This is a genomic window from Belnapia arida (assembly GCF_016773205.1).
In the GTDB taxonomy this organism is placed as follows: Bacteria; Pseudomonadota; Alphaproteobacteria; order Acetobacterales; family Acetobacteraceae; genus Belnapia; species Belnapia arida.
This window is the reverse complement of record NZ_JAETWB010000005.1, coordinates 106,253-129,577: the sequence shown is the minus strand read 5'-3', so window position 1 is coordinate 129,577 and position 23,325 is coordinate 106,253. Positions and strand designations below refer to the sequence as shown.

The following is a 23,325-nucleotide window of genomic DNA, read 5'->3' as shown; positions in this document are numbered from 1 at the left end:
GCCCATGCCCGAGGTCCAGACCGCCTCCGCCGATTTGGCGCCCGCGCGCCGACAGGGCATCATCCCGGGCAAACGGAGAAACGCCCCACCCCATGACACCCCCCTGGCACGACCGGCTCCATTCCATCGAGGCGACCGAGGCCGGCCTCGCCACCGCCGGCTACATTGCCAGCCGCCCCATCGCCACCGCGGCCTGGCTGGCGCATCACCTGCGGAAGCCCATCCTCGTCGAAGGCCCCGCCGGCGTCGGCAAGACGGAGCTGGCGAAGGCGCTGGCCAGGTGGCTCGGCATCGGGCTGATCCGCATGCAGTGCTACGAGGGACTCGACGAATCGAAGGCCCTCTATGAGTGGAAGTATGGCAAGCAGCTGCTCTACACCCAGATCCTGAAGGACCGCCTCGGCGCCGCCCTTGGCGAGGAGCCCGGCCTCGATGCCGCCCTCGCCCGCCTGCACGGCTTCGGCGACCTCTTCTTCTCCGAGCAATTCCTCGAACCCCGCCCCCTGCTGCGCGCCCTGAGGGAGCCCGGCGGCGCCGTCCTCCTCATCGACGAGGTCGACAAGGCCGACCAGGAATTCGAGGCCTTCCTGCTCGAGCTGCTCTCCGACTACCAGGTCTCCATCCCCGAGATCGGCACCATCCGCGCCGATGTCCCGCCGCTGGTCCTGCTCACCTCCAACAGCCAGCGCGACCTCGGCGACGCGCTGAAGCGCCGCTGCCTCCACCTCCATATCGGCCTGCCCGATGCCCGGCTGGAGGCGCGCATCCTCGCCGCCCGCCTCCCCGGCCTCGAGGACGAGCTGCGCCGCCAGCTCGTCGCCTTCGTCCAGCAGCTCCGCACGCTGGACCTGCGCAAACTCCCCTCGGTCAGCGAGACCATCGACTGGGCCCGCACCCTGCTCCTGCTGCATGTCCGCGAGCTGGACGTGGCGCTGGTGCGCGACACGCTCAACGTCCTGCTGAAATTCGAGGCCGATATCGAGGCCGCCGAGCCGCGCCTCGCCGAGCTGCTGGCCGCCGCCCGGCGCGACGCCGTCCCGATCCGCTGATGCAGGGCCCGCTGCTCGACTTCCTGCGCGCCGCCCGCAGCGCCGGCCTCCGCATCTCGCCGGCCGAGAGCATCGACGCCGCCCGCGCCGTGGAGCAGGTCGGCTATGCCGACCGCACCACCCTGCGCGACACGCTCTCCCTCGTCCTGGCGAAGTCCGCGGAGGAGAAGCGCCTCTTCGCCGACTGCTTCGACCTCTTCTTCTCCCGCCCGGCCTTCACCCCGGAGCAGCCGGAGGAAGCCACCCCCGGCACGGCCGAGAGTCCGCTGGCGCGGATGCTCCTCGCCGGCGACCAGTCCGCCCTCGCCGCCGCCGCCGAGGGCGCCGCGGCGGAGCTGGAGGTCGCCAACATCACCATCTTCACCCAGGTGAACCTCTACACCCGCCGCATCCTGGAGCGGATGGGCCTCGCCGCCCTCGATCGCGAGATTGCCGCCGCCCCGCCCCCAACCGCCGACCGCCTCCGCGAGGGGCGGGACCGCCTGCGCGAGCAGGTGAAGGAGCTGGTGCAGCAGAACCTCGCCCTCTACGCCCGCGGCCAGGCGGAGGAGTACCGCAACCGCAGCCTCGCCCGCACCCGCCTCGCCGCCATCGACCGCCGCGACCACGACCGCATGCGCAAGCTGGTCCGCGCCATGGCCCGGCGCCTCGCCACCCAGTACGGCCGCCGCCGCAAGCGCCAGCGCCGCGGCCTGCTCGACGCGCGCCGCACCATCCGCCGCAACATGGGCTGGGACGGGCTGCCCTTCCTCCCCGTCTGGAAGGAGGAGGTGATCGACAAGCCGCGCCTCGTCGTGCTCTGCGACGTCAGCGGCTCCGTCGCCGCCATGGCGCAATTCCTGCTGCTCTTCCTCTATTCGCTGAACGAGGCGCTGTCCGGCCTGCACGCCTTCGCCTTCTCGGGCACGCTGGTCCCCGTCTCCGACCTGCTGGAGCGCCAGCCGATCGAGCGCGCCATCCCCGCCGTGCTCGACCGCGCCGGCTTCGGCTCCTCCAATTACGGCCAGGCCCTCGCCGACTTCGCCGAAGGGCACATGGCCCTGCTCGACAGCCGCACCACCGTCATCATCCTCGGCGACGGCCGCGGCAACCGCACGGACCCACGTGCGGAGATCCTCGCCGCCATGGCCAACCGCGCCAAGCAGATCGTCTGGCTCAACCCGGAGCCCCGCCCGATCTGGGGCACCGGCGATTCCGACATGCCCCGCTACGCCCCGCACTGCCGCGTCGCCGCCGTCTGCAACACGCTCGACGCGCTCGACCGCATCATCGCCGGCCTGCTGCGGGACGGTGCTTGATGAAGTCGATGAAGGCCCTGAGCGGCGCCGGGACCAGCCGCCGCCCGGAATAGTAGAGAAACGGCCCCGAGAAGGCCGGCCACCACGGCTCCAGCACCGCCTCCAGCGCCCCGCTGTCGAGATGCGGCCGCAGCCAGTCCTCGAACAGCGCGACGATCCCCGCGCCGCCGACCGCCGCATCCACCGACAGATCGACCGCCCCGCCGATGCTGACGACCAGCGGCCCGGTGGGATCGACCCGCACCGTCTCGCCCTCCCGCTCGAACTCCCAGGGGGGCATGCTGCCACTCGGGAAGCGGCCGCGCAGGCAGGCATGGCCGAGCAGATCGCGCGGATGCTCCGGCCGTCCACGGCGGCGGAGATAGTCCGGCGAGGCGGCCGTGGCGAAGCGCTGCACGCGCGGCCCGATCGGCACCGCGATCATGTCCGCCTCCAGCCGCTCGTCGTAGCGGATGCCCGCATCGCAGCCGGCGGCAAGCACATCGACGAAGCCCTCCTCGGCGGTGATCTCCAGCCGGATCTCGGGATAGGCCGCGAGGAATCCCGGCACGATCGCGGGTAGCACCAGCCGCGCCGCGCTGACCGGCACGTTGAGCCGGAGCGTCCCCGCCGGCCGGTCGCGGAAGCCGTTGACCACATCCATCGCGGCCTCCACCTCGCCGAGCGCCGGCCCCAGCCGCTCCAGCAGCCGCTCGCCGGCCTCGGTCGGCCGCACGCTCCGCGTCGTCCGGTGCAGCAACCGCACGCCGAGCCGCGTCTCCAGCCGCCGCACTGCCTCGCTGAGGCCGGAGGCGCTGGCCCCCGCCGCCCGCCCCGCCTCGCGGAAGCCCCCCGCCCGCGCCACGGCGAGGAAGGCCTGCAACTCGCCCAGATCCGTCGCCATTGTCCGTTATTCCGCACAGGTCGTGCGGATCATGCCTGATTCTCGCGCAGTGCGGCAGGCCCTAACTCTGGCCGGCACCCAGGAGAACCCCCATGACCAACATCGACAAGGCCGGCACCTTCCAGCTCGGCAGCCGCCAGGTGAAGCGCCTCGGCTACGGCGCCATGCAACTCGCCGGCCCCGGCGTCTTCGGCCCGCCCCGCGACCGGGACGCTGCGCTCGCCGTGCTCCGCGCCGCCGCCGCCGCCGGCGTCGACCACATCGACACCAGCGACTTCTACGGCCCCCACATCACCAACCAGCTGATCCGCGAGGCGCTCTCGCCCTATCCCGCCAACCTCACCCTCGTCACCAAGATCGGCGCCCGGCGCGACGACAAGGGCGCCTGGCTCCCCGCCTATTCGGCCGAGGCGCTGACGCAGGCCGTCCACGACAACCTCCGCAACCTCGGCCTCGACGTGCTGGAGGCCGTCAACCTCCGCATCATGTTCGACGTCCACGGCCCCGCCGAAGGCTCGATCGAAGCCCCGCTCGCCACCCTGGCCGGGCTGCAGCGCCAGGGCCTGGTCCGCCATATCGGCCTCAGCAACGTCACGCCCGAGCAAGTGGCCGAAGGCCGCCGCCTCTGCGAGATCGCCTGCGTGCAGAACCAGTACAACCTCGCCCATCGCGGCGACGATATGCTGATCGACGCGCTCGCCCGCGACGGCATCCCCTATGTGCCCTTCTTCCCGCTCGGCGGCTTCAGCCCGCTGCAATCCTCGACGCTCTCCGCGGTGGCGGAGCGGCTGGGCGCCACGCCGATGCAGGTGGCGCTGGCCTGGCTGCTGCGCCGCTCGCCCAACATCCTGCTGATCCCCGGCACCTCCTCCGTCGCCCACCTGCGGGAGAACCTCGCCGCCGCCGAACTCGCCCTGCCGGCGGATGCGATGGCCGAGCTGGACGGCATCGGCACCGCCGCCTGAGGCGCATCGCCGCGGCGGCCAGCGCAACGGGCCGCTCGCCAGCGGCGGCCCGATCCGCCAATGTCGTGGTATTCCCGGCCATTGTCAGCAAGGTCCCATGCCCGACCTGTTCAGCCCCTACACCCTCAAGGGCATCACCCTCCGCAACCGCATCGCCATGTCGCCCATGACCATGTACCGGTCGGTGGACGGCAAGGTAGGCGACTACCACCTCATGCTGCTCGGCTCGCGCGCCGCCGGCGGCTTCGGCCTGGTCTTCCCCGAGCAGATTGCCATCACCCCGGACGGCCGCACCGGCACCTGCTGCGCCGGCCTCTGGGACGATGCCCAGATCGAGGGCCTGGCCCGCGTCTGCGCCCTGGTGAAGGAGATGGGCGCCGTCCCCGCCATCCAGCTCGGCCATACCGGACGCAAGGGCAGCGAGCAGAAGCCCTGGGAGGGCAAGCGGCAGATCGCCCCGGACCACCCGGATGGCTGGCAGGTGCGCGGACCCTCCGCCATCACCTATGGCGGCCGCTACACCTACCCGGTGCAGGCGTTGAGCGCCGCCGAGATCCACGACCTGCACCGCGCCTATGCCGATGCGGCGAGGCGGGCGCTCGCGGCCGGCTTCGAGTGGCTGGAGATGCATTTCGCCCATGGCTATCTCGGCGCCAGCTTTTTCTCACCGCTCGCCAACCAGCGGACCGACGCCTATGGCGGCAGCCTGGAGAACCGGCTGCGCTTCCACCGCGAGGCGCTCGATGCCGTGCGCGCCGTCTGGCCGGAGCGCCTGCCGCTGACCATGCGCCTCGGCTCCGACGACTTCCATCCTGACGGCGTGCAGTTCGACGACGCGGTCTGGGCGGTCGGCGAGCTGAAGCGGCACGGCCTCGACCTCGCCGACCTGAGCCTCGGGATGAACACCGACGACCTGCGCGAGCCGCCCTTTGCGCAGGCCGCCTTCATGGTGGAGCGGGGCAACCGCGTCCGCCGCGAATGCGGCATCCCGGTCGCGGTCAGCTGGAACCTCGGCACGCCCGCCATCGCCGACCGGGTGATCCGCGAGGAGCTGATCGACCTCGTCTTCCTCGGCCGCCCGGCGCTCGCCAACCCCCACTGGCCGGTCTGGGCCGCGCGCGAGCTGACGCATGACGACCCGTTCTCGCTCCTGCCGCAGGACTGGTCCTGGTGGCTGAAGAACCGCCCGGGCTCCGAGAACTCGCATGGCTGGCCGGCACCCGCGCCCAGGACCTGAGGCAGGGAAGCCACCCTACCGCACCGCCGTCACCACCTTCGCCTTGATCCGCCCGACGACCGGCCCCTCGCCGAACCTTGCCGCGACGGCCTTGGCCGCAGCCTCCGTCGCCGCCGTCAGCGCCCCGTCGCCCTGCGCCTCGATCTCGCCCCGCATCGGCGTCCCCTGGCAGAAGCCGATGGCAACAGCCCGCGCCTCCGCCGCCCGGCTCTCCCGCTCGACGGCCTCCTCTTCGACCGCCCCAAACCCAACCTCCCGCAGCAGCGCGCAGAGCGGCGCCAGTTCGTGATGCCCATGCGGCGTCCGCACCAGGAACATCGGCGGATCATCCGGGAACAGCCCCGCCACGGCCTTCACCACCGCATCGGCGAAGTCATTCGCCTCGATCCGGTCCCAGACGCTGAACAGCAGGCGCCCGCCCGGCTTCAGCACCCGATGCGCCTCGGCGAAGGCCCGCGCCTTGTCGGGGAAGAACATCACCCCGAACTGGCAGACCACGGCATCGAACATCCCATCGGGGAAGGGCAGCGCCTGCGCATCCGCCTGCCGCCAGCTCACCCGCGCGGAGGCAGCCTGCCCCGCCGCATGGTCGAGCATCGGCTGGTTGAGGTCCGTCGCCACGATGCCGACACCCGGCGGCAGCACCGCATCAAGCGCCCGCGTGACGATGCCCGTCCCCGCCGCCGTCTCCAGCAGATGTCCCTCGGCCAACCCCGCCAGCCGCGCCGCCATGTCTTCCGCATAGGGCGCGAAGATCATCGGGCCGAGATAGCGGTCGTACAGCGCCGGGACAGAGCCCCGGAAATTCCGATCGGCATCCATGGCGGCAGCCTCCCCGCCGCCGATCATGCCGCACGCCGCGTCCTCCGGCGCATCTTCAGCCAGGATTGATCGCAGCCTGCCCCGGCGCATTCCTTGGCGGCTCGAACCTGACCGCGCCGGGATGCAGCACCGTCGCCCGCGGTGCATCGGCCACGCTCAGCACGCCTGCCTGGGCGAAGGTCCCCCGCACCTCCTCGGCGAAGGCCGCCGCCGCATGGTCGCCTCCTGCCTCGCCAAGCGCCGCCACCGCATAGAGGAAGGCCCGCCCCGCAAATCCCATATCCGCCCCCACCGCCACCGCCCGCAGCACATCCAGCCCCGAGCGGATTGACCCGTCGAACAGCACCTTCGCCCGGCCCGCCACCTGCGCTGCGATCGCCGGCACTGTGTCGATCGAGGCCGGCGCCGCGTCGAATTGCCGCCCCCCATGGTTCGACACCCAGATGCCGTCGACGCCGAGCCGCACCGCCCGCTCCGCATCCTCCGGGTGCTGCAACCCCTTCACCACCAGCGCCCTTGGCCAGGCCTCACGGAAGCGGGCGATGTCCTCCCAGGTCACACCCGTCACCATGTTCCGCTGCACGAAGCCCGCCATCTCGGCGAGCCCCGCCCCCTCGCCGGCATAGGCCCGCATGTTGGGGAAGCTCGGCAGCCCCGCCCTGAGAGAGGCCATCGCCCAGAGCGGCGCCCGCGCGATGTCGAACACGGTGCGCGGCCGGTAGCGGAAGGGCATCACCAGCCCGTTGCGCACGTCATGCACCCGCTTCTGCCGTGCCGGCACGTCGAGGGTGACGACCAGCGCATGCGCCCCCACCGCCTCCGCCCGCCGGATCAGATCGAAAGAGAGCGCATGGTTCTCCCCCGGCAACCCATAGAGCTGGAACCAGAAGACATCCGGCGCGATCCGCGCCAGCTCCTTCATCCCGACATTGGCGACCGTCGAGGAGACATAGGGGATGCCCGCCCGCTGCGCCGCCGCGGCCAGGATCGCATCCGCCCCCGGCCAGACCATGCCGATATTGCCCATCGGCGCCACGCCCACCGGCGCGTTGTAGACCCGCCCGAACAGCTCCGTCCGCACCGAGACGGCCGAGACGTCGAGCGCATAGCGCGGCACGATCCGCACCGCATCCATCGCCGCCCGGTTATGCGCGACATTCGGCGCCCCGTCACCCACGCCACCCGCGACGAAGTCATAGGCGAAGCGCGCCACCCGCCGGCGCGCCCGCCGCTGCAGATCATCGAAGCTTGGGAAGCGCCGGCGCAGCCGCGCGGCCGGCGTCTCCGCCACTGTGCTGCTCATGCCGCCCCTCCCATCTCGTTGCTTGCACCACATCTTCACGCCAAAGCCGCGGAAGGCAACCTGCCGCCCCGCCCCGCGCTGAAGGTCCAAAAGAGGAACCGCCAATGCCCCGCCCGACCCTCCCCCTCCTGGCGACGCTCGCCCTCCTCGCCGGCTGCGTGACCCCCGACCAGCCGCCCCAGGGCTACGCCACCCTGCCCCCCGATTCCGTCCAGGGTGCCGGCGACCCGACCCGCTCGGCGGTCATCGGCACTTCCTATGCCTTCGGCAATCCGTCGAGCCTCGCCGGCAACCCCGCCGCCGCCGCCCGCGCCGTCGCCAATTACGAATACCTGGCGACCGAGCTGCCCTATGGCCCGCGCTGGCGCGGCTTCAACGGCCCCATCGGCCCGCTCTTCACGGATGGGCTGAATGAGCTTCGCCCGGCCATCGGCATCGCCCCCAATGCCCAGGCCCAGCCGGTGGTGCAGTCGCTCTACGCCGCCTCCCGCGCCATCAATGCCGGCGACCAGGCCGCGGCCGAGCGCGTCCTCTCCAACCCCGCCTTCCCCGCCGGCGGCGCCGCCACCCTCCAGCGCCTGTCGAACCTCCCCAACCTGCCGCGCGTCGCCGCCGCCACCGCCTTCGCCGCGCAGGAGCTGGACCGCCAGGACCGCCTCGGCTCGCCCCGTGGCCAGGGCGGCGGTGGCGGCGGTGGCGGCGGCGGCCGCCCCTGATGGCCCGCTGAACCGCTTCGCGGCTCTGCCGCGGAAGGCGGGGCGCGGGCCGGCCTTGCGAAGTGTTCCGAAGCCCGCCGGCCACCGCCCCGCTTGGCGACCGGCGCGCTTCCTTTCCGGTCCCTTGCCACGGCCCCGCACCGCCATGGCGAGCCGCCCGTGCTTCTGCTAGCCGGGATGCATGCCGCATCCCGCTCCCTCCGCCTGGTGGCGCGACCGCCGATACCTCGTGCTGCTCGCCCTCGGCTTCGCCTCCGGCATTCCCCTGCCGCTGACCGCCGCCACGCTGCGCCGCTGGCTGTCGGAGCAGGGGCTCTCGGTGGAGCTGATCGGCCTCACCGCCTCCCTTGGCTTGGCGTATACGCTGAAATTCCTCTGGGCCCCGGCGCTGGACCAGCTCGCCCCGCCCTTCTTCCGCGCCCTCGGCCGCCGCCGCGGCTGGCTCGCCTGCATCCAGCCGGCGCTGATCCTCGCCATCGCCGCCCTCGGCCTGACGACGCCGGGCCCCACCGGCTACGCCGCCACCTTCGCCCTCGCCGCCCTCGTCGCCTTTCTTTCCGCCAGCCAGGATGTCGTGGTCGATGCCTACCGCATCGACCTGCTGGAAGAGAACGAGCAGGGCTACGGCCTCGCCCTTTATGTCTGGGGCTATCGCGGCGCGCTGCTGGCCAGCGGCGCCGGCGCCCTCGCCGTGACGGAATTGGGCGGCTGGGCCCTCGGCTACGGCCTCTGCGCCGCGCTCCTCGGCATCGGCCTGCTCGCCGTCCTCCTCGCCCCCGAGCCCGCCGCCCCGCCTCGGCTGGCGACGACGGCTCCCGGCGGCCGCCTCCGCGCCGCCATCATCGACCCCTTCCTCGACTTCATGCAGCGCCGGCACTGGCTGGCGATCCTGCTCTTCGTCGTGCTCTTCAAGCTCGGCGAGGCGCTGGCCGGCGTGATGACCCAGCCCTTCTACGCCCAGCTCGGCTTCACCCGGCTGGAGCTGGCGGCGATCAACAACGTCTTCGGCCTGCTGGCCATCCTCGCCGGCGCGCTGGCCGGCGGCTGGCTGATCCGCCGGCTCGGCATCGCCCGCGCCCTGGTGCTGACCGGCTTCGGCCAGATGCTCTCCAACCTGATGTATGTCGCGCTGGCGCTTGCGGGCCACGACCTGCCGCTGCTCTGGGCCCAGGTTGGCATCGAGAACTTCACCGACGGCATGGCCGACGCCGCCTTCCTCGCCTATCTCTCGAGCTTGACCAACCGGGCCTTCAGCGCCACGCAATACGCGCTGCTCTCCTCGCTGGCGGCCTTCGCCACGCGCACCCTCGGCGGCGGCTCAGGCTTCCTCGCCGCCTGGCTCGACTGGCCCGTCTTCTTCCTGATGACGACGGTCGCCGCGCTGCCGGCCATGGCGATCATGCTCTGGCTGCTGCGCCGCCTGCCGCCACGCGAAGCCCCGCCACCAGCCGAAGTCGTTCTATCCAACCCGTGAATAGCCGGTATCGACACGACGCATTGGACCATCCACCGGGCCTGCCCACCTCTCGCTGCAACGCAACATGAGAGTGCCTGCCCGATGTCCGACCTCTTCCAGCCCGTGCGCCTCGGCGCGATCGACCTGGGGAACCGCGTGGTCATGGCGCCGCTGACCCGCAGCCGCACCGGCAGCGCCGGCATCCCCGGCCCGATGAACGCCACCTACTACGCCCAGCGTGCGACCGCAGGCCTCATCATCGCCGAGGCCACGCAGATCAGCCAGCAGGGCCAGGGCTACGCCTACACGCCCGGCATCGTCACGGAGCAGCAGGTCGCCGGCTGGCACCAGGTGACCGAGGCCGTCCACCAGGCCGGTGGCCGCATCGTCCTCCAGCTCTGGCATGTCGGCCGCATCTCGCATCCCAGCCTGCAGCCCGGCGGCGCGCTCCCCGTCGCCCCCTCGGCGATCAAGCCGGAAGGCCAGGCCTTCACCGAAAGCGGCTTCGCCCCCTTCGTCACCCCTCGCGCGCTCGAGACGGACGAGATCCCCGGCATCGTCGAGGACTACCGCCGCGCTGCCCGCAACGCGCAGGAGGCCGGCTTCGACGGCGTCGAGATCCATGGCGCCAATGGCTACCTGATCGACCAGTTCCTCCGCGACGGCACCAACCAGCGGACGGACCGCTACGGCGGCAGCATCGAGAATCGCACCCGCCTCCTGCTCGAAGTGACCGAGGCCGTCACCTCCGTCTGGGGCGGCGAGCGCGTCGGCTTGCGCCTCTCCCCGATCTCGCCCGCCAACGACATCCGCGACAGCAACCCGCAGGCGCTCTTCGGCCACGCCGTCGCGGCCCTCGCCCCCTTCAACCTCGCCTACCTCCATGTGGTCGAGGGCGCGACCGGTGGCTCCCGCGACGCGGGCGGCTTCGACTTCGGCGCCCTCCGCCGCGCCTTCCGCGGCGCCTACATGGCGAATAACGGCTACGACCTGCCGCTGGCCCAGGCCGCGCTGGCCAAGGGGAGGGCGGATGCCATCGCCTTCGGCCGCCCCTTCATCGCCAACCCGGACCTCGTCGAGCGCCTCCACACCGGCGCCCCGCTGGCCGTGCCGCAGAAGGAGACCTTCTACGGCGGCGACGAGCACGGCTACACCGACTACCCGGCGCTGACGCGGAAGGCGGCGTAAGGCTGGGGGCCAGGCCCCCCGTCGGACGCAGTGCGTCCAACCCCACCGGGGGGACAGGCGTCCCCCCGGACCCCGGCCTGACTTTGCGCTTGCAAAACGTCCGGGCCAAGGGTATAGGAATATATCCTTGCCTCAGAAGGGCCCGAGGCTGTCGGGCAGGATGAAGTCGCTGGCCGTCAGGTGGTGGATGCCGGTCAGCTCGATCTCCTGCCAATAGGTCGTCGGCTTCTCCGGCGGGTCGTCCACGTTGCGGAAGCCGTTCGGCGCCGAGATCTTGATGATCGTGTTCCCGTCCTCGATGTCGTAGCGCGCCTGCATGGCATAGCTCACCACGAAGTCGCCCGTGCCAAGGAAGATCCCCGCCGGCTGCCCCCTGGGCGGCGCGTGGTGGTTGTAGTAGCCCGAGATGTCGATCACGTCCTGCCCGTGATGGAAGTCGCGGATGATGTCCCGCTCCGCCGGCCCGACCGCGGTATCCCGCGCCCCCCCATAGGTTGCCAGGTAGCCGAACATGAACACGTCCCGCCCCCCGCCGCCGACCAGCGCATCCACTCCGGTGCTGCCCTGCAGCGTGTCACGCCCGGCCCCGCCCGCCAGCAGGTCGTCGCTCGAGCTGCCCCGGATGAAGTCGTTGCCCGCGCCGCCATGCAGGTGCTGCGGCAAGGCTTCGTACAGCTCCATGTCGTGGCTCGGGATGGTGCCATAGCCCATGATCGAGTCGTCGCCGGCCCCGCCGAACACCGTGTTCGCCCCATAGCCCGCCAGCACGGTGTCATCCCCGGCACCGCCGAGGATGAGGTTGTTGCCCGGCCCCGGCGTCGAGCCCAGGATCGGGCCATAATTCGCGGAGGCGTAAGGCTCCGTCAGCAGGAAGTAGTTGTCGCCGGCGATGAAGTCGTTGCCGGCCCCGCCGAGCAGGACATCGCTGCCCGCCCGCCCGAAGAGGACATCGTCGCCCTGGTGACCGAGGATGAGGTCGCTGCCGATCGTACCACGCAAGGTGTCATCGGCCTGCGTGCCGGGAAGATACGACATTCTGGTGTTTCCTCTCGCCGGAGGGTTTCACCCTCCGGTCGAGGATTGGACATCTTGATCCATTCCCAGTCACGGATTTCCTGAACAAGGAATCGTTACTTTGGGTTGCAAGCAGGAACTTCATCTCGCCCGCCCGGCGAGCCGCGTCGCGCCGCACCGGCGCGACGCCCTAAATCCCTAAAAACTTCAAGCGACGCCAGGAAAACGGAGCCCAGTCAAAGACTTGGCCCGGTTCCCAGGCCCCGGAATTGAGGCCGCTTGAGCCGTTCTTATCCGGCTTCAACCATTCCGCAGCGCCACGGTGAACCCCGCCTCGGTCTTCGCCGTGATCTCCTCCAGCGTCACCTCCGGCGCCAGTTCGACCAGCTTCACCTCTGTCTCGCCCTTCCGAGCGATCTCGAACACCCCAAGCTCGGTGATGACCATGTCCACCACCCGCGCCCCCGTCAGCGGCAGCGAGCATTCGCGCAGCAGCTTCGGCTTGCCGCCCGCAGTGTGCTCCATCAGCACCACCACCTTCTTCACCCCGGCGACGAGGTCCATCGCCCCGCCCATCCCCTTCACCATCTTGCCGGGGATCATCCAGTTGGCGAGGTCGCCATTCGCCGCCACTTGCAGGGCGCCGAGGATCGACAGGTCGATATGTCCGCCGCGGATCATGGCGAAGCTGTCGGCGCTCGAGAAATAGCTGCTCGTCCGCAGCTCGGTGATGGTCTGCTTGCCGGCATTGATGAGGTCCGGATCCTCGTCCCCCTCGTAGGGGAACGGCCCGAGGCCCAGCATCCCGTTCTCGCTCTGCAGCTGCACGCTCATGCCGGACGGCACGTGGTTCGCCACCAGCGTCGGGATGCCGATGCCGAGATTGACGTAGAAGCCGTCCTCGAGCTCCGCCGCCGCGCGGGCGGCCATCTTGTCACGCGTCCAGGGCATCGTCGCTCTCCCTCAGGCCAAAACGCGCTTGCGCGTGGTGCGCTGCTCGATCCGCTTCTCGAAACCGGCCGGGCACTCGATCATCCGCTTCACGAAGATGCCCGGCGTGACGATGTGGTCCGGGTCGATGTCGCCCGCCTCCACGATGCGCTCCACCTGCGCGACCGTCATCCGCGCCGCCGTCGCCATCATCGGATTGAAGTTCCGCGCCGTCTTCCGATAGACGAGGTTGCCCTCGGTGTCGCCCTTCCAGGCATGGATGATGGCGAGGTCGGCGACGAGGCCGCGCTCCATCACATAGGTCTCGCCGTCGAACTCCGCCGTCGGCTTGCCCTCGGCGACCTTCGTCCCCACGCCCGTCTTGGTGTAGAAGGCGGGGATGCCCGCGCCGCCGGCCCGGATGCGCTCGGCCAGCGTGCCCTGCGGGTTGAACTCGATCTCGAGCTGCCCGGCCAGGTACTGCTCGGCGAAGGTCTTGTTCTCGCCGACATAGCTGCTGATCATCTTCCGCACCTGCCGCGTCTGCAGCAGCAGGCCGAGCCCCGCATCGTCGATGCCCGCATTGTTCGAGACGATGGTCAGATCCTTCACGCCGCTGTCGCGAATCGCCTCGATCAGCAGCGAGGGAATGCCACACAGCCCGAACCCGCCGGACATGATCATCATGCCGTCGCGCAGCGTCCCGGCCAGGGCCTCCTTCGCGTCGCTATAGACCTTCCCCATGGGCGCCAGCTCCCTGCCTGCGGCGGATATCGTGGCCGCAACCTAGTCGTGTCGATGATCGCGGGAAAGAGGCGCGGAGGGGCTTGCGCACCCTGCCGGGCACCGCTATACGGCGCCTCCTTCCTGGGGGGCCATAGCTCAGTTGGGAGAGCGCTTGAATGGCATTCAAGAGGTCGGCGGTTCGATTCCGCCTGGCTCCACCAGGAACCTCGCCGCGGGGCCGTTGAGCCTTCGGCAGGAACCTCCCCCACCCATCCCGGTTCGTCCCTCATCCCATATGGGGAGGACGCGATGAGTACCGCCAAGCAGGACAACCGCCGCGCCGCCGAGCACCATTCCGGCGAAGGCGGCACGAGCAATGCCGGCGGCACCGCCACCGGTTCCGGCAGCTCCTCCGCCAGCGGCGGCAAGGGCGACAAGCAGCGCGACATCTCCGGCAGTGGCAGCGACAAGTCGACGCACAATCGCCCTGGCCACAAGACGCAAGGCTGACCCCGTGCCGGGCGTGATGTGACCCGCGCCGAGGAATTGCTTTACCTCGCGGACCGCCTCGGCCAGGTCGAGCGCGGCGGTGGTGGCGCCGATCTCAGCCTTCACCTCGCCCTTGCCCTCGAAGGCGATGTGCTGCCCTACACGCGGCAGGCCAACCTCGCCTGGGGCCTGTTGCCGCAGCGCTATGCCTGGCTTGCTCCCATCCGCTCCGGCGACCGCGTCCACATGGCCTGTCGCCGGACCGATGGCGGCCTGCTGCACCGCCAATGGGCCTGCACCTTGCCGTTGGCGATGTGCGGTGCCCTGTTGCGCGCCGAGGCCGCCCTGGCAGCCGAGACCTAGCCCCGCAGCGCCCGCCACTCCGACAGCGACACCACCTTGGCCCCGCAGTGCTGCGGCAGGACAGCCGCCCCGCCTGCCGCAGGCAGCCCCGTCGCCCCGCCTGCCTGCGGCAGGACCGTCGCCCCGCGCGCCTGCGGCAAGACCGCAGCCCTGCGTGTTTGCGGCAGGACGATTGCCTCGCGTGCCTCCGGCACGACGACCGTGCCCTCCGGCGCCGAGCGGTCGACATGCCGGAAGGTGAGCTGCAACGCGACCATTCGCGGCCGCACCCAGGGCGACTCCACCTGAAGCCCGGAATCCAGCCGCGCCGCATCCGGTCGGGCGAAGAAGCTCGCGGCATAGAGCCGCGCCCGGCGTTCATCCGACGCCATGACGTAGCAGGGACCGCGATAAGTGCTCGCCGACCATTCCGTGGCCTCTGCCGCGGTTGGGAGGGGGATCAGGCCGAACAACGGCATGGCGTGCTCATTCCGGAGGGTGACAATCTCAGGTTGATGATATCCACCAGCTGCATCACTCGGTTCTTAACAGAGGACGCCGTTACGCGTGACGAATACGCATCGACCTGACACCGAAGTGACTGATCAACGCATAGCGGTATGCCGCGCTGCAGCGTAATCATCCTGAGGTTGCTGCTGCGACGAACGCCGACAGCACCTCATCCGGACCCCCCAGGAGATTGCTATGCACGCCGAGCGCCATAAACGTTTTCATGGCTATGTGAAGGTTGAGGTCCAGGGCCGCGCACCACGCCGTTGGGGCTGGACCATCCACCGCTCGGATTCGGAAACCCTCGTGCTGCGCGCCACCACCGGCTTCGCCCATGCGGAAGATGCCTGGAAGGCCGGGCAAGCCGCCCTGCGCACGCTGGAAGCCGGCGAATCCGCCACGTCCATCGCCGCATAACCAATCAAGGGGAAGTCTGGTGCCGACACCCAGGATTGAACTGGGGACCTACTGATTACGAATCAGTTGCTCTACCGCTGAGCTATGTCGGCAACGCAGACGGGCGCTCAATACCCGCGCCCGCCCGCCACGGCAACACCCTTCGCGCAGGTCAGCCAGTCACGGCTTGCAACGGCCCGCTGATCGCCCGCGCGCCAACCGGCGCCGCATCCCGCTCCGCCGCCGGCTCCGCCGTCCAGGCTATGCGGCCGGCAGTGTCGCAGGCCTCGCAGACCGGCGCCCAGCGGCGATGCTCGGTCCCGCAATGCCCGCAGCGCCAGCGCGGCTCCGGCCGGGCGCCGGCAGCCTCGCGCAGCCAGCGGGCCTGCGCGGCGCGGGATTCGGCGGTTTCGCCATGCTCCGCCTCCTCCAGCTCCGCCAGCAGCAGATAGGCCCGCCGGTCCGCCTCGCCCGACTTCACCACCGCCTCCAGCGCGCCCCGTGCCCGGCCTGTCAGGCCGGCGGCCAGCGAGACGCGCGCCAGCAGCAGCCGGCTCTCGGCCGCGGTCGGGTTGCGGCGGATCAGCATCTCCACCGCCTTCACCCGCGCCAGCGGGTCCGGTTCGTCGGCGAGATAGGGTTCAGCGAGGTCCGGGTGCGGCGTGGCCGCCCAAGCCTCCTCCAGCACGCCCTTGGCGCGGCGCGGGCTGCCCTCGCCGCGCAGCCGCCTGGAATGGGCTATGGCCGCCGGGGCAAAGGTGGCGTCGGCCTGGAAGGCCTGCCGCTCCAGCTCCGCCGCCTTGGCTCCATCCGGCTCCTGCCCGGCCGCGGCCAGGGCGAGCGGCGCGCGAGGCGCCTCCTTCGGCGCCAGGCTCAGCGCCTCCCGCCAATTGCGCGTCTGGAGAGCGAGCTGCGCCCGCTCCTCCCGCAACCAGGAGGCGCCGGGCTGCACCGCCTCGGCTTCCTTGGCCAGGGCCAGCGCGGCATTCCAGTCGCCCCGCGCCATCGCCTGCCGCAGCAGGCCGCGCAGGCCGATGAAGCGCGCATCGTCGCGCTCGGCGAGCTGGCGAAAGACGGCGGCGGCCGCCTCGTCATGGCCGGAGAGGCGCTCCGCCTCGGCGGCCAGCAGCAGGGTCTGCGGCGTGTCGCCGAGCAGCTTGCGGGCCTTCCGCACCTCGAGCCGCGCCGCCTCGGCGGTGCCGGCCGAGAGCGCGACCAGCGCCCGCGTCAGCGCCGCGTCGCCGTCATGCCGGCGGCGCCAGGCGCGCTTGTTGCGCGCCCGCCCCGGCCAGCGGCGGATCGCGCCGATCAGGCTGAGGATGCCGTGCAGCACCAGGAAAGCGAGGCAGAGGACCAGCAGGGCGATGGGGAAGCTGGTGCCGATCCAGGCATCCCCCACCTTGATCTCGACGGTGCCGCCAAGCTCCGCGAGCCACATGGCGGCGGCGGTGCCGATGCCGAGGAGCAGCAGCACCCAGATCGCGCGGGCCATCGGCTCAGCCCGCCGCCAGCTGGCGGAGCGCCGCGCGCGCCGCGATCAGCGCCCGGGCCTGGTCGGCCCAGCCCTGCATGGCCTGCCGCGCCTGCGGCGGCAGCTTGTCGATATGCTGTAGGCTCATCTCAATATCCCCGGCCTCCAGCGCGCGCCGGGCGCGCTCGATTTCGGCCTCCGCCGCATCACCCCAGACCACCTGGTCGCCGCGGCGGACCGTCACCAGCCCGCCGAGGCGGGAGAGGGCGCTGTCCACCACGCCGCCGCGGCTGCCGTCCGGCCCCTGCGCGGCATCGGAGGCGGCGCGCGCGGCCTTGGCCGCATCCTCGAAGGAAAGGCGGAGCGAAGCCTCGGTCGGCGGCGCCGCCTGGGCGAAGCGGGAGAGCGCCTGCGGCGGCTGGTCGATGCGCCCGAGCGCCGCGCCGAGCGGCTGCCCGGCCGTCAGCGCGCTGCGCAGCCCGTCGATGGCGGCGAGGCGGGCGGTGCGCCCCTCAATCGCCGCCAGCCGCTGCTGCGCCTGCTCCAGCGCGGCCATGCGCTGGCCAAGCGTCCCCTCCAGCGCCGCGATGCGCTGGTTGAGCGTGCCCTCCAGCGCCGCGATGCGCTGGTTGAGCGTGCCCTCCAGCGCCCCGAGCCGGTCCTGCACGGCCTTGTCCTGCGCGGCGAGGCGCCCTTCGGCAGCGCGGGCCTGGTCCTGCAAGCGGCCATCGAGGCTGCCGGCCTGCTGCTCGACGCGCTCGGTCAGCCGCTCGACACGGCCGGACATCTGCTCGACCGCGTCGCGCGGGGCGAAGCCGGCGGGATCGACGGTGGGCCGCGCCTCCAGCGCCTGCACCCGGCGCTCCACCGCGGTGTCGCGCTCATTGGCCTGGCCGGAGTTGCGCTCATTTGCCGCCACCTGTTCGCCCAGCGCGGCGAGGCGGGTCTCGATCGGGCGGGTGTCGGTCGCCACCGGCCGCTCCTCGAGGCTTTTGATGCGCGCCTCCAGCGGCTGGACCTGCTGGATGCGTCCGTTCAGCGCGCCGACCTCGCCGCGCAACCCGTCGAGCGCGGTCACCCGCTGCTCGATCTGCGCCACGCGCGCGGGATCGACGCTGGCTTCCTGCGAGGAGCGGGGCGTCGTCAGCAGCCACCAGAGGGCCAGCACCAGCACCGCGCCGCCGATGCCGATCACGATCGCCGCCGGGTCGATTCGCTTGCCGATGAAAGGCTGCGGTTCAGGCTGGTTCAATGGTGAATTCCGTGGTGGGGGAGGGGGTGGCGGCGGCGGCGAGGCCATCGCCGGTTTTGGAGCCGGGGCCGTGATGGAGGCTGATGCGGGCGCGGCAGCGGGTGCCGCGGCGGCAGCCGGTGCGGGAGGCGCCGCGGGCGGCGTGATGCCGGCAGCAACCGGGATGGGTTCCGCCCTCACCGCCGGGGCGGCGCCCGGCGGGATGGCGGGCGTGGTGACGGGGGATTCGCTCGGCGGCCGGTTGGGCGCGGCGGCGCGCGAGGCCTTCGGCTTCGGGTCGGGAGCTTTGCTCATCGTTTCGCTAACCTGGGTCCGAGCAGTTGCAGAAGCGAGTCCTGGTCGGGCCGGTCGGCGACCTGCACGGCGCGCCACGCCAGAGGGGCGGGTGCTGCTCGCAGCGCCGCCGCGACCCTGGGGCTCAACGCCAACGCCATGACCGACGCAGCGGTTTCGGCCAGCCCGGCCTCGTGGAACAGGGAGATGGCACAATGGGCCGAACGCGGCGAGAAGAACAGCGCAGCAACGACCCGTCCATCGGCCAGGGCTTTCCTGGCCCGGTCGGGCAGGCCGGGCGCCGGGGCGGCGGCATAGGCAACCCGGCGTTGCACCCTGAAGCCGCGCTGCCTGAGCGCCGACGCCACCTCCAGCCCATATCCCTGGCCAACCGCCAGCAGCAGCGGACCGGCCGCCGGGTCGAGCCGTGCAGCTGCCAGTTGCGCCAGCGAGACGGCATCCCCCGCCGCGGCCTCGGCCTTCACGAAACCGCTATGCCGCGCCTCGGCCGCAGTCGCCTCGCCGACGGCGAGCACCGGCAGGTCTGCTGGCAGGCCCGCCGGCAGCGCGCCGGGCCGCACCGCCCGCGCCGCGGCGCGGCTGGTCAGCAACAGCGCCTGCACCCCGACGGGGGCGGCCATGGGGCGAGGGGCAAGACGCAGGGCAGGGGCCAGCACCGGCTCCCAGCCGAGGCCGGCGAGGCGGCGCCCCGTCTCCTCCGCCCCCGGCTCCGGCCGGGTGACGAGCACGGCCTCACGCAAAGAGATCGGCCGGGCTGTCGGCCCTCAGCTCCGCGCCGAGGGCGGCGCCGAGCCGGGCCGCATCCGCCGCCGCGCCGGTGACGGAGCGCTTCAGCAGGAAGCTGCCATCCGGCCGGGCGACGAGGCCGGTGAGGTGCAGCGCCCCGGTCGGCAGCAGCCGGGCATGGCCGCCGATCGGCGTCCTGCACGATCCGTCCAGCGCCCCGAGCAGTGCCCGCTCGGCCCGGCTGACCGCCGCCGCGGCGCGATCCTCGATGGCGGAGAGCAGCTCCAGCAGCTCGGCATCCGCGCTGCGGCAGGTGATGCCGACGATGCCCTGGCCAGCGGCCGGGACCATCGCCTCGGCATCGAGGACGACCCCTGCCTCGCGCTCGATCCCCATCCGCTTCAGCCCGGCGAGTGCCAGGAAGGAGGCGGTGAAGTCGCCCGCCCGCACCCGGCCCAGCCGGGTCTGGATATTGCCGCGGATGACGCCGCAGCGCAGGTCGGGCCGGGCATGCAGGATCTGCGACTGTCGCCGGACGGAGGCGGTGCCGATCAGGGCGCCTGCCGGCAGGCAGCCATAGGGGTCGGCCGGGTCCGGCGGGGTGCAGCCGGGGCCGAGCACGATGGCATCCCGCGCATCCTCACGCGCCAGGGTGCAGGCCAGGCTGATGCCGGCGGGCAGCTGCGTCTCCAGGTCCTTCAGGCTGTGGACGGCGAAGTCGACCCGCCGGTCGAGCAGTGCCTCGTGGATCTCCTTGGCGAAGAGGCCCTTGCCGCCGATATCCGCCAGCGGCCGGTCCTGGATGCGGTCGCCGGAGGTGGCGATGATCCGCTCCTCGAAGGCCTCGGCCGCGCGCAGCACAGGGCAGACGTGGGTGATGATCGACAGGAAGTGCCGGGTCTGCCACAGCGCCAGCGGCGAGCCGCGCGTGCCGACGCGGAGCGGCAGGGCACGGCCATGGTGCGGAACCTTGGCGAGGGTATCGTCGAGCGGCATCGCGGCGTCATAGAGCGGCCGCGGGGAAGGGGAAAGTACGGATGGATGCCTCGGCCACGGTGCTGGGCCTGGAATCGAGCTGCGACGAGACGGCGGCGGCAGTGCTGCGGGCGGATGGGACGATTCTCGCCGAGGCGGTGCTGAGCCAGCTGGAGGAGCATGCGGCCTTCGGCGGCGTGGTACCGGAGATCGCGGCGAGGGCCCATCTGGAGCACCTGCCGGGCCTCGCCGCCCGGGTGATGGCGGAGGCGGGGCTCGGCTTCAGCGACCTCGCCGGCATCGCCGCCACCTCCGGACCCGGGCTGATCGGTGGGCTGATCGTGGGGGCGAGCCTCGGCAAGGGGCTGGCGATCGCCCATGGCCTGCCCTTCGTCGCGGTGAACCACCTGGAGGCGCATGCGCTGACCGCCACCCTGCCGGGCCTGGTCGAGGGCGGGGCGCGCTTCCCCTACCTGCTGCTGCTGCTCTCGGGCGGGCATTGCCAATGCGTCGCCGTGGAGGGGGTGGGGCGATACCGCCGGCTCGGTACCACGCTCGACGATGCGGTGGGCGAGGCCTTCGACAAATCGGCCAAGCTGCTCGGCCTGCCCTGGCCGGGCGGGCCGGCGCTGGAGCGGCTGGCGGCGAGCGGCGATCCGCGCCGCTTCGCCCTGCCGCGGCCGCTGCTGGGGCGGGCCGGGTGCGACTTCTCCTTCAGCGGGCTGAAGACGGCGGTTGCCCATGCCGTCGCCAGGCACCCGCCGGGCGCGCTGCCGGCAGGGGATCGGGCCGACCTCGCCGCCGGCTTCCAGGCGGCGGTGGCGGCGGTCCTGGCCGACCGGGCGCGGCATGCGCTCGACATGCTGCCCGCGGCGACGGCGCTGGTGGTCGCCGGCGGCGTCGCGGCCAATGCGGCGATCCGCACGGCGCTCGGCCGCGTGGCGGGGGAGCGGGGGCTGGCGCTGGTGGCGCCGCCCATCCGGCTCTGCACCGACAATGCGGTGATGGTCGCCTGGGCTGGGGTCGAGCGGCTGCGGCGCGGCCTGGCCGACCCGCTCGGCCATGCGCCACGGCCACGCTGGCCGCTCGACCAGCTCACGGCATAGGCGGAAGCCGGCGGTCGCAGGTCGGGTCTGGCAGCCCCGGTCGGCTTCGGGTCCGGTGGAGGGGCGGCTAGGCGGCCGGCTGGGGCTGGTTCGGGTCGGCCGCTGCCACCACGCGGGCGGCGGGCAGGGCGATGTGGCATTCGAGCCCCCCCGGCGCCCAGTCCATCGCCAGCCTGCCGCCGAGCTGGCCGCGCAGCACCGCATCCAGCATGCGCGTGCCGAAGCCGCGGCCGGAGGGGGCCTTTACCGGCGGGCCGCCACGCTCGGTCCAGTCGAGGCGAAGCTCGTCCTCCTCCAGCCGCCAGGCGAGGATGATCCGCCCCGCCGGTGCCGAAGCGGCCCCATGCTTCACCGCATTGGTCGCCAGCTCGTGCAGCACCATGGCGAGCGGCTGCACCGCGCCGGCACCGATGGCGAGGGGCGGCCCCTCCATCCGCACCGCCCCCGGTGGGCAGCCGCTGAGCTCGCGCTCGGCGATGAGGCGGAGATCGGCGCCGACCCAGCCCTTCTCGGCCAGCAGCGTATGGGCGCGGGCGAGGGCGGCGACGCGGGCCTCCACCGTCGCCATGTAGGACTCCGGCCGGTCGCGCCGGGTCAGGCGCAGGACGGACTGGACCACGGCAAGGACGTTCTTGGCGCGGTGGTCCACCTCCCGCATCAGCAGCAGGCGGCGCTGCTCCGCCTCGCGCCGCTCGCTCACGTCGCGGGAGATGCCGGAGAGGCGCAACGCCCGGCCGGTCGCCGGATCCCGCTCGGTCACCGCGCCCTGGGAGGCGACCCAGGCATAACCCTCGGCCGGCGGGCGGCGGCGGACGCGGAATTCGGCGGCGAAATCCGCCGCCTCGCCGGCAATGGTCGACTGCAACCGGGCGAGGACCACGGGGCGGTCCTCGGGATGCGCCGCGGCGACCCAGTCGGCGAGGGTGAAGCCCGACTGCGCAGGGGCGTCCAGCGAGTCGTCGGGGCGGCTGATGCGACGCCCGCGGTCGGCGCGGACATCGTATTCCCAGCTCACCAGCCGGGCGGCCTCGAGGGCGAGGCGGAGCTTCTCCTGCCGCTCGGCGAGGTCGAGGCTGGCCTGCCGGTGCTCATGCACATCCTCGAGCAGGCCGACCCATTCCTGCCCGGTCGGCACGGCGCGGGCGCGGACCCAGTGCCAGGCGCCCGCACTGGTCCGGACGCGGTACTCGATGTCGACCGGCACGCGGGCGGCGCGGGCCGCGGCCCAGGCGGCAATGGTCGGCTCGCGGTCGGCGGGGTGCACCATCTCCAGCCAGCCAGCGCCGCGCAGGGCCCCGGAATCCTGGCCGGTGAGCTCGGTCCAACCCTCGGCCTCGAGGATCGCGCCCTCGGCATCGCCATGCCAGAGCACCAGCGCGCCGGCCTGGGACAGGGCGCGGAAGCGGCGTTCGCTCGCCGCCTCGCCAGCGCGGGCGCGGTCGCGCTCGGCCAGGCAGCGGGCCAGGATAGCGGCGAGGGCCAAGCCCAGGGCGAGCAGCAGCAGGATGGGCAGGGCGATCCGGGGGCGGTCCCTCCCATCCGCCAGCCACAGGGCAAGCGCCGCCAGGGCCAGCAACAGGGGCGGCAACGCGCGCAGGCCGATTGATCCGCGTGTCACCAATGCCGTTTGACGCGCCAAGGTTGAAGGAAACCGCATGCACAATGCTGCATCGCGTCAGTCACGGGACCTGTCAGGCGACGATCGGCGGGTCAACAGATCGGGAGCGGGGCGGCAACCCGGCGTGGCGGGCGGGCGTTGGCCCGGCGACAAGCGGGGAGCGACAGGCATGGCGGACGGGATCAGGCAGGCGGCGGAGGAGGTGGCGGCAGCGCCCTTCGTCATTCCAGGGGCACGGGGCGAGTTCCGCATCCAGGTGCTGAACGAGGATGCGGAGCGGGGCGTGGTGACGAGCATCGTCCACATCCCACCAGGCGGTTTCATCCCGGCGCATTCGCATACCAAGGGCTCGGAGATGCACTACGTGCTCAGCGGCGAGCTGATCGATGGCGGGCAGCGGCTGGGGCCGGGGGGCTTCCTCACCCATCCGGCCGGGCAGGTCCACGGGCCGCATGAGAGCGAGAGTGGCGCGCAGGTGCTGACCGTGCAGCAATGGCAGTCGCGCGACGGCGAGTTCGACTTCCACCCGGCTTGACCCTCCCCGCTTGACCCTGGGCGG

At 72.1% G+C, this 23,325-nt stretch carries 24 protein-coding genes and 2 tRNA genes; 13 read left to right on the top strand and 13 right to left on the bottom strand.

The window, feature by feature from the left end; all coding sequences use genetic code 11:
• The first annotated feature begins 92 nt into the window (after positions 1-92).
• Both JMJ56_RS13760 and JMJ56_RS13755 read left to right on the top strand, forming a co-directional pair.
• Complete coding sequence (locus JMJ56_RS13760; RefSeq protein ID WP_202832338.1) at positions 93-1,049, top strand: AAA family ATPase; 957 nt, start codon at positions 93-95, stop codon at positions 1,047-1,049.
• Entirely contained in the window at positions 1,049-2,347 is a 1,299-nt protein-coding gene (locus JMJ56_RS13755) for a vWA domain-containing protein (RefSeq protein WP_202832337.1), read from the top strand. Before JMJ56_RS13760 ends, JMJ56_RS13755 begins: the two co-directional genes overlap by 1 nt.
• Here JMJ56_RS13755 and JMJ56_RS13750 read toward each other — a convergent pair.
• Positions 2,316-3,230, bottom strand: coding sequence for a LysR family transcriptional regulator (locus JMJ56_RS13750; RefSeq protein WP_202832336.1), 915 nt, complete (start codon positions 3,228-3,230; stop codon positions 2,316-2,318). The genes JMJ56_RS13755 and JMJ56_RS13750 overlap by 32 nt on opposite strands.
• Before the next feature lie 92 nt (positions 3,231-3,322).
• On the opposite strand from JMJ56_RS13750, the gene JMJ56_RS13745 reads away from it, so the two are divergent.
• Together JMJ56_RS13745 and JMJ56_RS13740 are read left to right on the top strand one after the other, a co-directional pair.
• Positions 3,323-4,195: an aldo/keto reductase family oxidoreductase gene (locus JMJ56_RS13745; RefSeq protein ID WP_202832335.1), complete on the top strand. Its 873-nt coding sequence runs from the start codon at positions 3,323-3,325 to the stop codon at positions 4,193-4,195.
• A 97-nt stretch (positions 4,196-4,292) separates the two neighbouring features.
• The gene (locus tag JMJ56_RS13740; RefSeq protein WP_202832334.1) at positions 4,293-5,432 is read left to right on the top strand and encodes an oxidoreductase; all 1,140 of its coding nucleotides are present in this window, start codon (positions 4,293-4,295) and stop codon (positions 5,430-5,432) included.
• Between the two features lie 15 nt (positions 5,433-5,447).
• On the opposite strand, the gene JMJ56_RS13735 is transcribed toward JMJ56_RS13740, so the two are convergent.
• Together JMJ56_RS13735 and JMJ56_RS13730 are read right to left on the bottom strand one after the other, a co-directional pair.
• Complete coding sequence (locus JMJ56_RS13735) at positions 5,448-6,254, bottom strand: class I SAM-dependent methyltransferase (protein WP_202832333.1); 807 nt, start codon at positions 6,252-6,254, stop codon at positions 5,448-5,450.
• A gap of 55 nt (positions 6,255-6,309) precedes the next feature.
• Positions 6,310-7,557 (bottom strand): alpha-hydroxy acid oxidase, encoded by a 1,248-nt coding sequence (locus tag JMJ56_RS13730; RefSeq protein ID WP_236037740.1) that lies wholly within the window; start codon positions 7,555-7,557, stop codon positions 6,310-6,312.
• A gap of 104 nt (positions 7,558-7,661) precedes the next feature.
• Between JMJ56_RS13730 and JMJ56_RS13725 the strand changes: the two genes are divergently transcribed.
• From JMJ56_RS13725 to JMJ56_RS13715, 3 genes are all read left to right on the top strand, one after another.
• A complete protein-coding gene (locus JMJ56_RS13725) occupies positions 7,662-8,273 on the top strand; it encodes a hypothetical protein (protein WP_202832332.1) in 612 nt (203 codons plus the stop codon).
• A gap of 181 nt (positions 8,274-8,454) precedes the next feature.
• Entirely contained in the window at positions 8,455-9,747 is a 1,293-nt protein-coding gene (locus JMJ56_RS13720) for an AmpG family muropeptide MFS transporter (RefSeq protein WP_202832331.1), read from the top strand.
• 84 nt (positions 9,748-9,831) lie between these two features.
• Positions 9,832-10,917 (top strand): alkene reductase, encoded by a 1,086-nt coding sequence (locus JMJ56_RS13715; RefSeq protein ID WP_202832330.1) that lies wholly within the window; start codon positions 9,832-9,834, stop codon positions 10,915-10,917.
• A 132-nt stretch (positions 10,918-11,049) separates the two neighbouring features.
• On the opposite strand, the gene JMJ56_RS13710 is transcribed toward JMJ56_RS13715, so the two are convergent.
• The 3 genes from JMJ56_RS13710 to JMJ56_RS13700 all read right to left on the bottom strand — a co-directional run bounded on the left by JMJ56_RS13710 (position 11,050) and on the right by JMJ56_RS13700 (position 13,605).
• Positions 11,050-11,952: a calcium-binding protein gene (locus tag JMJ56_RS13710; RefSeq protein WP_202832329.1), complete on the bottom strand. Its 903-nt coding sequence runs from the start codon at positions 11,950-11,952 to the stop codon at positions 11,050-11,052.
• 279 nt (positions 11,953-12,231) lie between these two features.
• Entirely contained in the window at positions 12,232-12,882 is a 651-nt protein-coding gene (locus tag JMJ56_RS13705; RefSeq protein WP_202832328.1) for a CoA transferase subunit B, read from the bottom strand.
• 12 nt (positions 12,883-12,894) lie between these two features.
• Positions 12,895-13,605: a CoA transferase subunit A gene (locus JMJ56_RS13700; protein ID WP_202832327.1), complete on the bottom strand. Its 711-nt coding sequence runs from the start codon at positions 13,603-13,605 to the stop codon at positions 12,895-12,897.
• Positions 13,606-13,732: 127 nt separating this feature from the next.
• Between JMJ56_RS13700 and JMJ56_RS13695 the strand changes: the two genes are divergently transcribed.
• The 3 genes from JMJ56_RS13695 (at position 13,733) to JMJ56_RS13685 (ending at position 14,439) form a co-directional block, all read left to right on the top strand.
• A tRNA-Ala gene (locus JMJ56_RS13695) sits at positions 13,733-13,808 on the top strand.
• A gap of 88 nt (positions 13,809-13,896) precedes the next feature.
• Positions 13,897-14,097, top strand: coding sequence for a hypothetical protein (locus tag JMJ56_RS13690; RefSeq protein WP_202832326.1), 201 nt, complete (start codon positions 13,897-13,899; stop codon positions 14,095-14,097).
• Between the two features lie 18 nt (positions 14,098-14,115).
• Positions 14,116-14,439, top strand: a complete 324-nt coding sequence (locus JMJ56_RS13685; RefSeq protein ID WP_202832325.1) for a hypothetical protein — start codon at positions 14,116-14,118, stop codon at positions 14,437-14,439.
• On the opposite strand, the gene JMJ56_RS13680 is transcribed toward JMJ56_RS13685, so the two are convergent.
• Entirely contained in the window at positions 14,436-14,897 is a 462-nt protein-coding gene (locus JMJ56_RS13680) for a hypothetical protein (protein ID WP_202832324.1), read from the bottom strand. The two genes, JMJ56_RS13685 and JMJ56_RS13680, sit on opposite strands and share 4 nt — an antisense overlap.
• Before the next feature lie 226 nt (positions 14,898-15,123).
• Here JMJ56_RS13680 and JMJ56_RS13675 point away from each other — a divergent pair, with 226 nt between their 5' ends.
• Positions 15,124-15,345, top strand: coding sequence for a hypothetical protein (locus tag JMJ56_RS13675; protein WP_202832323.1), 222 nt, complete (start codon positions 15,124-15,126; stop codon positions 15,343-15,345).
• A 17-nt stretch (positions 15,346-15,362) separates the two neighbouring features.
• Here the strand turns inward: JMJ56_RS13675 and JMJ56_RS13670 are convergent.
• The 5 genes from JMJ56_RS13670 to hemC form a co-directional block, all read right to left on the bottom strand.
• Positions 15,363-15,437, bottom strand: a tRNA-Thr gene (locus JMJ56_RS13670).
• A 59-nt stretch (positions 15,438-15,496) separates the two neighbouring features.
• Positions 15,497-16,816, bottom strand: coding sequence for a heme biosynthesis HemY N-terminal domain-containing protein (locus JMJ56_RS13665; protein WP_202832322.1), 1,320 nt, complete (start codon positions 16,814-16,816; stop codon positions 15,497-15,499).
• A 4-nt stretch (positions 16,817-16,820) separates the two neighbouring features.
• Complete coding sequence (locus tag JMJ56_RS13660; RefSeq protein ID WP_202832321.1) at positions 16,821-18,341, bottom strand: COG4223 family protein; 1,521 nt, start codon at positions 18,339-18,341, stop codon at positions 16,821-16,823.
• Positions 18,338-19,081, bottom strand: a complete 744-nt coding sequence (locus JMJ56_RS13655) for a uroporphyrinogen-III synthase (RefSeq protein ID WP_202832320.1) — start codon at positions 19,079-19,081, stop codon at positions 18,338-18,340. Before JMJ56_RS13655 ends, JMJ56_RS13660 begins: the two co-directional genes overlap by 4 nt.
• On the bottom strand, positions 19,074-20,063 hold the full coding sequence (hemC, locus tag JMJ56_RS13650; RefSeq protein ID WP_202832319.1) for a hydroxymethylbilane synthase: 990 nt from the start codon (positions 20,061-20,063) through the stop codon (positions 19,074-19,076). Before hemC ends, JMJ56_RS13655 begins: the two co-directional genes overlap by 8 nt.
• Positions 20,064-20,104: 41 nt before the next feature.
• On the opposite strand from hemC, the gene tsaD reads away from it, so the two are divergent.
• Positions 20,105-21,148 (top strand): tRNA (adenosine(37)-N6)-threonylcarbamoyltransferase complex transferase subunit TsaD, encoded by a 1,044-nt coding sequence (gene tsaD / locus JMJ56_RS13645; protein ID WP_202832318.1) that lies wholly within the window; start codon positions 20,105-20,107, stop codon positions 21,146-21,148.
• 67 nt (positions 21,149-21,215) lie between these two features.
• Here the strand turns inward: tsaD and JMJ56_RS13640 are convergent, their stop codons facing one another.
• Positions 21,216-22,766, bottom strand: coding sequence for a PAS domain-containing protein (locus JMJ56_RS13640; protein ID WP_202832317.1), 1,551 nt, complete (start codon positions 22,764-22,766; stop codon positions 21,216-21,218).
• A gap of 169 nt (positions 22,767-22,935) precedes the next feature.
• Between JMJ56_RS13640 and JMJ56_RS13635 the strand changes: the two genes are divergently transcribed.
• Entirely contained in the window at positions 22,936-23,301 is a 366-nt protein-coding gene (locus tag JMJ56_RS13635; RefSeq protein WP_202832316.1) for a cupin domain-containing protein, read from the top strand.
• Positions 23,302-23,325 lie beyond the last annotated feature (24 nt).

Coding starts and splice junctions, on each gene's coding strand:
- JMJ56_RS13720 (WP_202832331.1), top strand. CDS start 8,455: ATGCCGCATCCCGCTCCCTCCGCCTGGTGGCGCGACCGCCGATACCTC.
- JMJ56_RS13690 (WP_202832326.1), top strand. CDS start 13,897: ATGAGTACCGCCAAGCAGGACAACCGCCGCGCCGCCGAGCACCATTCC.
- tsaD (WP_202832318.1), top strand. CDS start 20,105: ATGGATGCCTCGGCCACGGTGCTGGGCCTGGAATCGAGCTGCGACGAG.
- JMJ56_RS13700 (WP_202832327.1), bottom strand. CDS start 13,605: ATGGGGAAGGTCTATAGCGACGCGAAGGAGGCCCTGGCCGGGACGCTG.
- hemC (WP_202832319.1), bottom strand. CDS start 20,063: ATGCCGCTCGACGATACCCTCGCCAAGGTTCCGCACCATGGCCGTGCC.
- JMJ56_RS13745 (WP_202832335.1), top strand. CDS start 3,323: ATGACCAACATCGACAAGGCCGGCACCTTCCAGCTCGGCAGCCGCCAG.
- JMJ56_RS13665 (WP_202832322.1), bottom strand. CDS start 16,816: ATGGCCCGCGCGATCTGGGTGCTGCTGCTCCTCGGCATCGGCACCGCC.
- JMJ56_RS13680 (WP_202832324.1), bottom strand. CDS start 14,897: ATGCCGTTGTTCGGCCTGATCCCCCTCCCAACCGCGGCAGAGGCCACG.
- JMJ56_RS13675 (WP_202832323.1), top strand. CDS start 15,124: ATGCACGCCGAGCGCCATAAACGTTTTCATGGCTATGTGAAGGTTGAG.
- JMJ56_RS13735 (WP_202832333.1), bottom strand. CDS start 6,254: ATGGATGCCGATCGGAATTTCCGGGGCTCTGTCCCGGCGCTGTACGAC.
- JMJ56_RS13705 (WP_202832328.1), bottom strand. CDS start 12,882: ATGCCCTGGACGCGTGACAAGATGGCCGCCCGCGCGGCGGCGGAGCTC.
- JMJ56_RS13755 (WP_202832337.1), top strand. CDS start 1,049: ATGCAGGGCCCGCTGCTCGACTTCCTGCGCGCCGCCCGCAGCGCCGGC.
- JMJ56_RS13730 (WP_236037740.1), bottom strand. CDS start 7,557: ATGAGCAGCACAGTGGCGGAGACGCCGGCCGCGCGGCTGCGCCGGCGC.
- JMJ56_RS13750 (WP_202832336.1), bottom strand. CDS start 3,230: ATGGCGACGGATCTGGGCGAGTTGCAGGCCTTCCTCGCCGTGGCGCGG.
- JMJ56_RS13660 (WP_202832321.1), bottom strand. CDS start 18,341: ATGAGCAAAGCTCCCGACCCGAAGCCGAAGGCCTCGCGCGCCGCCGCG.
- JMJ56_RS13760 (WP_202832338.1), top strand. CDS start 93: ATGACACCCCCCTGGCACGACCGGCTCCATTCCATCGAGGCGACCGAG.
- JMJ56_RS13635 (WP_202832316.1), top strand. CDS start 22,936: ATGGCGGACGGGATCAGGCAGGCGGCGGAGGAGGTGGCGGCAGCGCCC.
- JMJ56_RS13740 (WP_202832334.1), top strand. CDS start 4,293: ATGCCCGACCTGTTCAGCCCCTACACCCTCAAGGGCATCACCCTCCGC.
- JMJ56_RS13710 (WP_202832329.1), bottom strand. CDS start 11,952: ATGTCGTATCTTCCCGGCACGCAGGCCGATGACACCTTGCGTGGTACG.
- JMJ56_RS13715 (WP_202832330.1), top strand. CDS start 9,832: ATGTCCGACCTCTTCCAGCCCGTGCGCCTCGGCGCGATCGACCTGGGG.
- JMJ56_RS13725 (WP_202832332.1), top strand. CDS start 7,662: ATGCCCCGCCCGACCCTCCCCCTCCTGGCGACGCTCGCCCTCCTCGCC.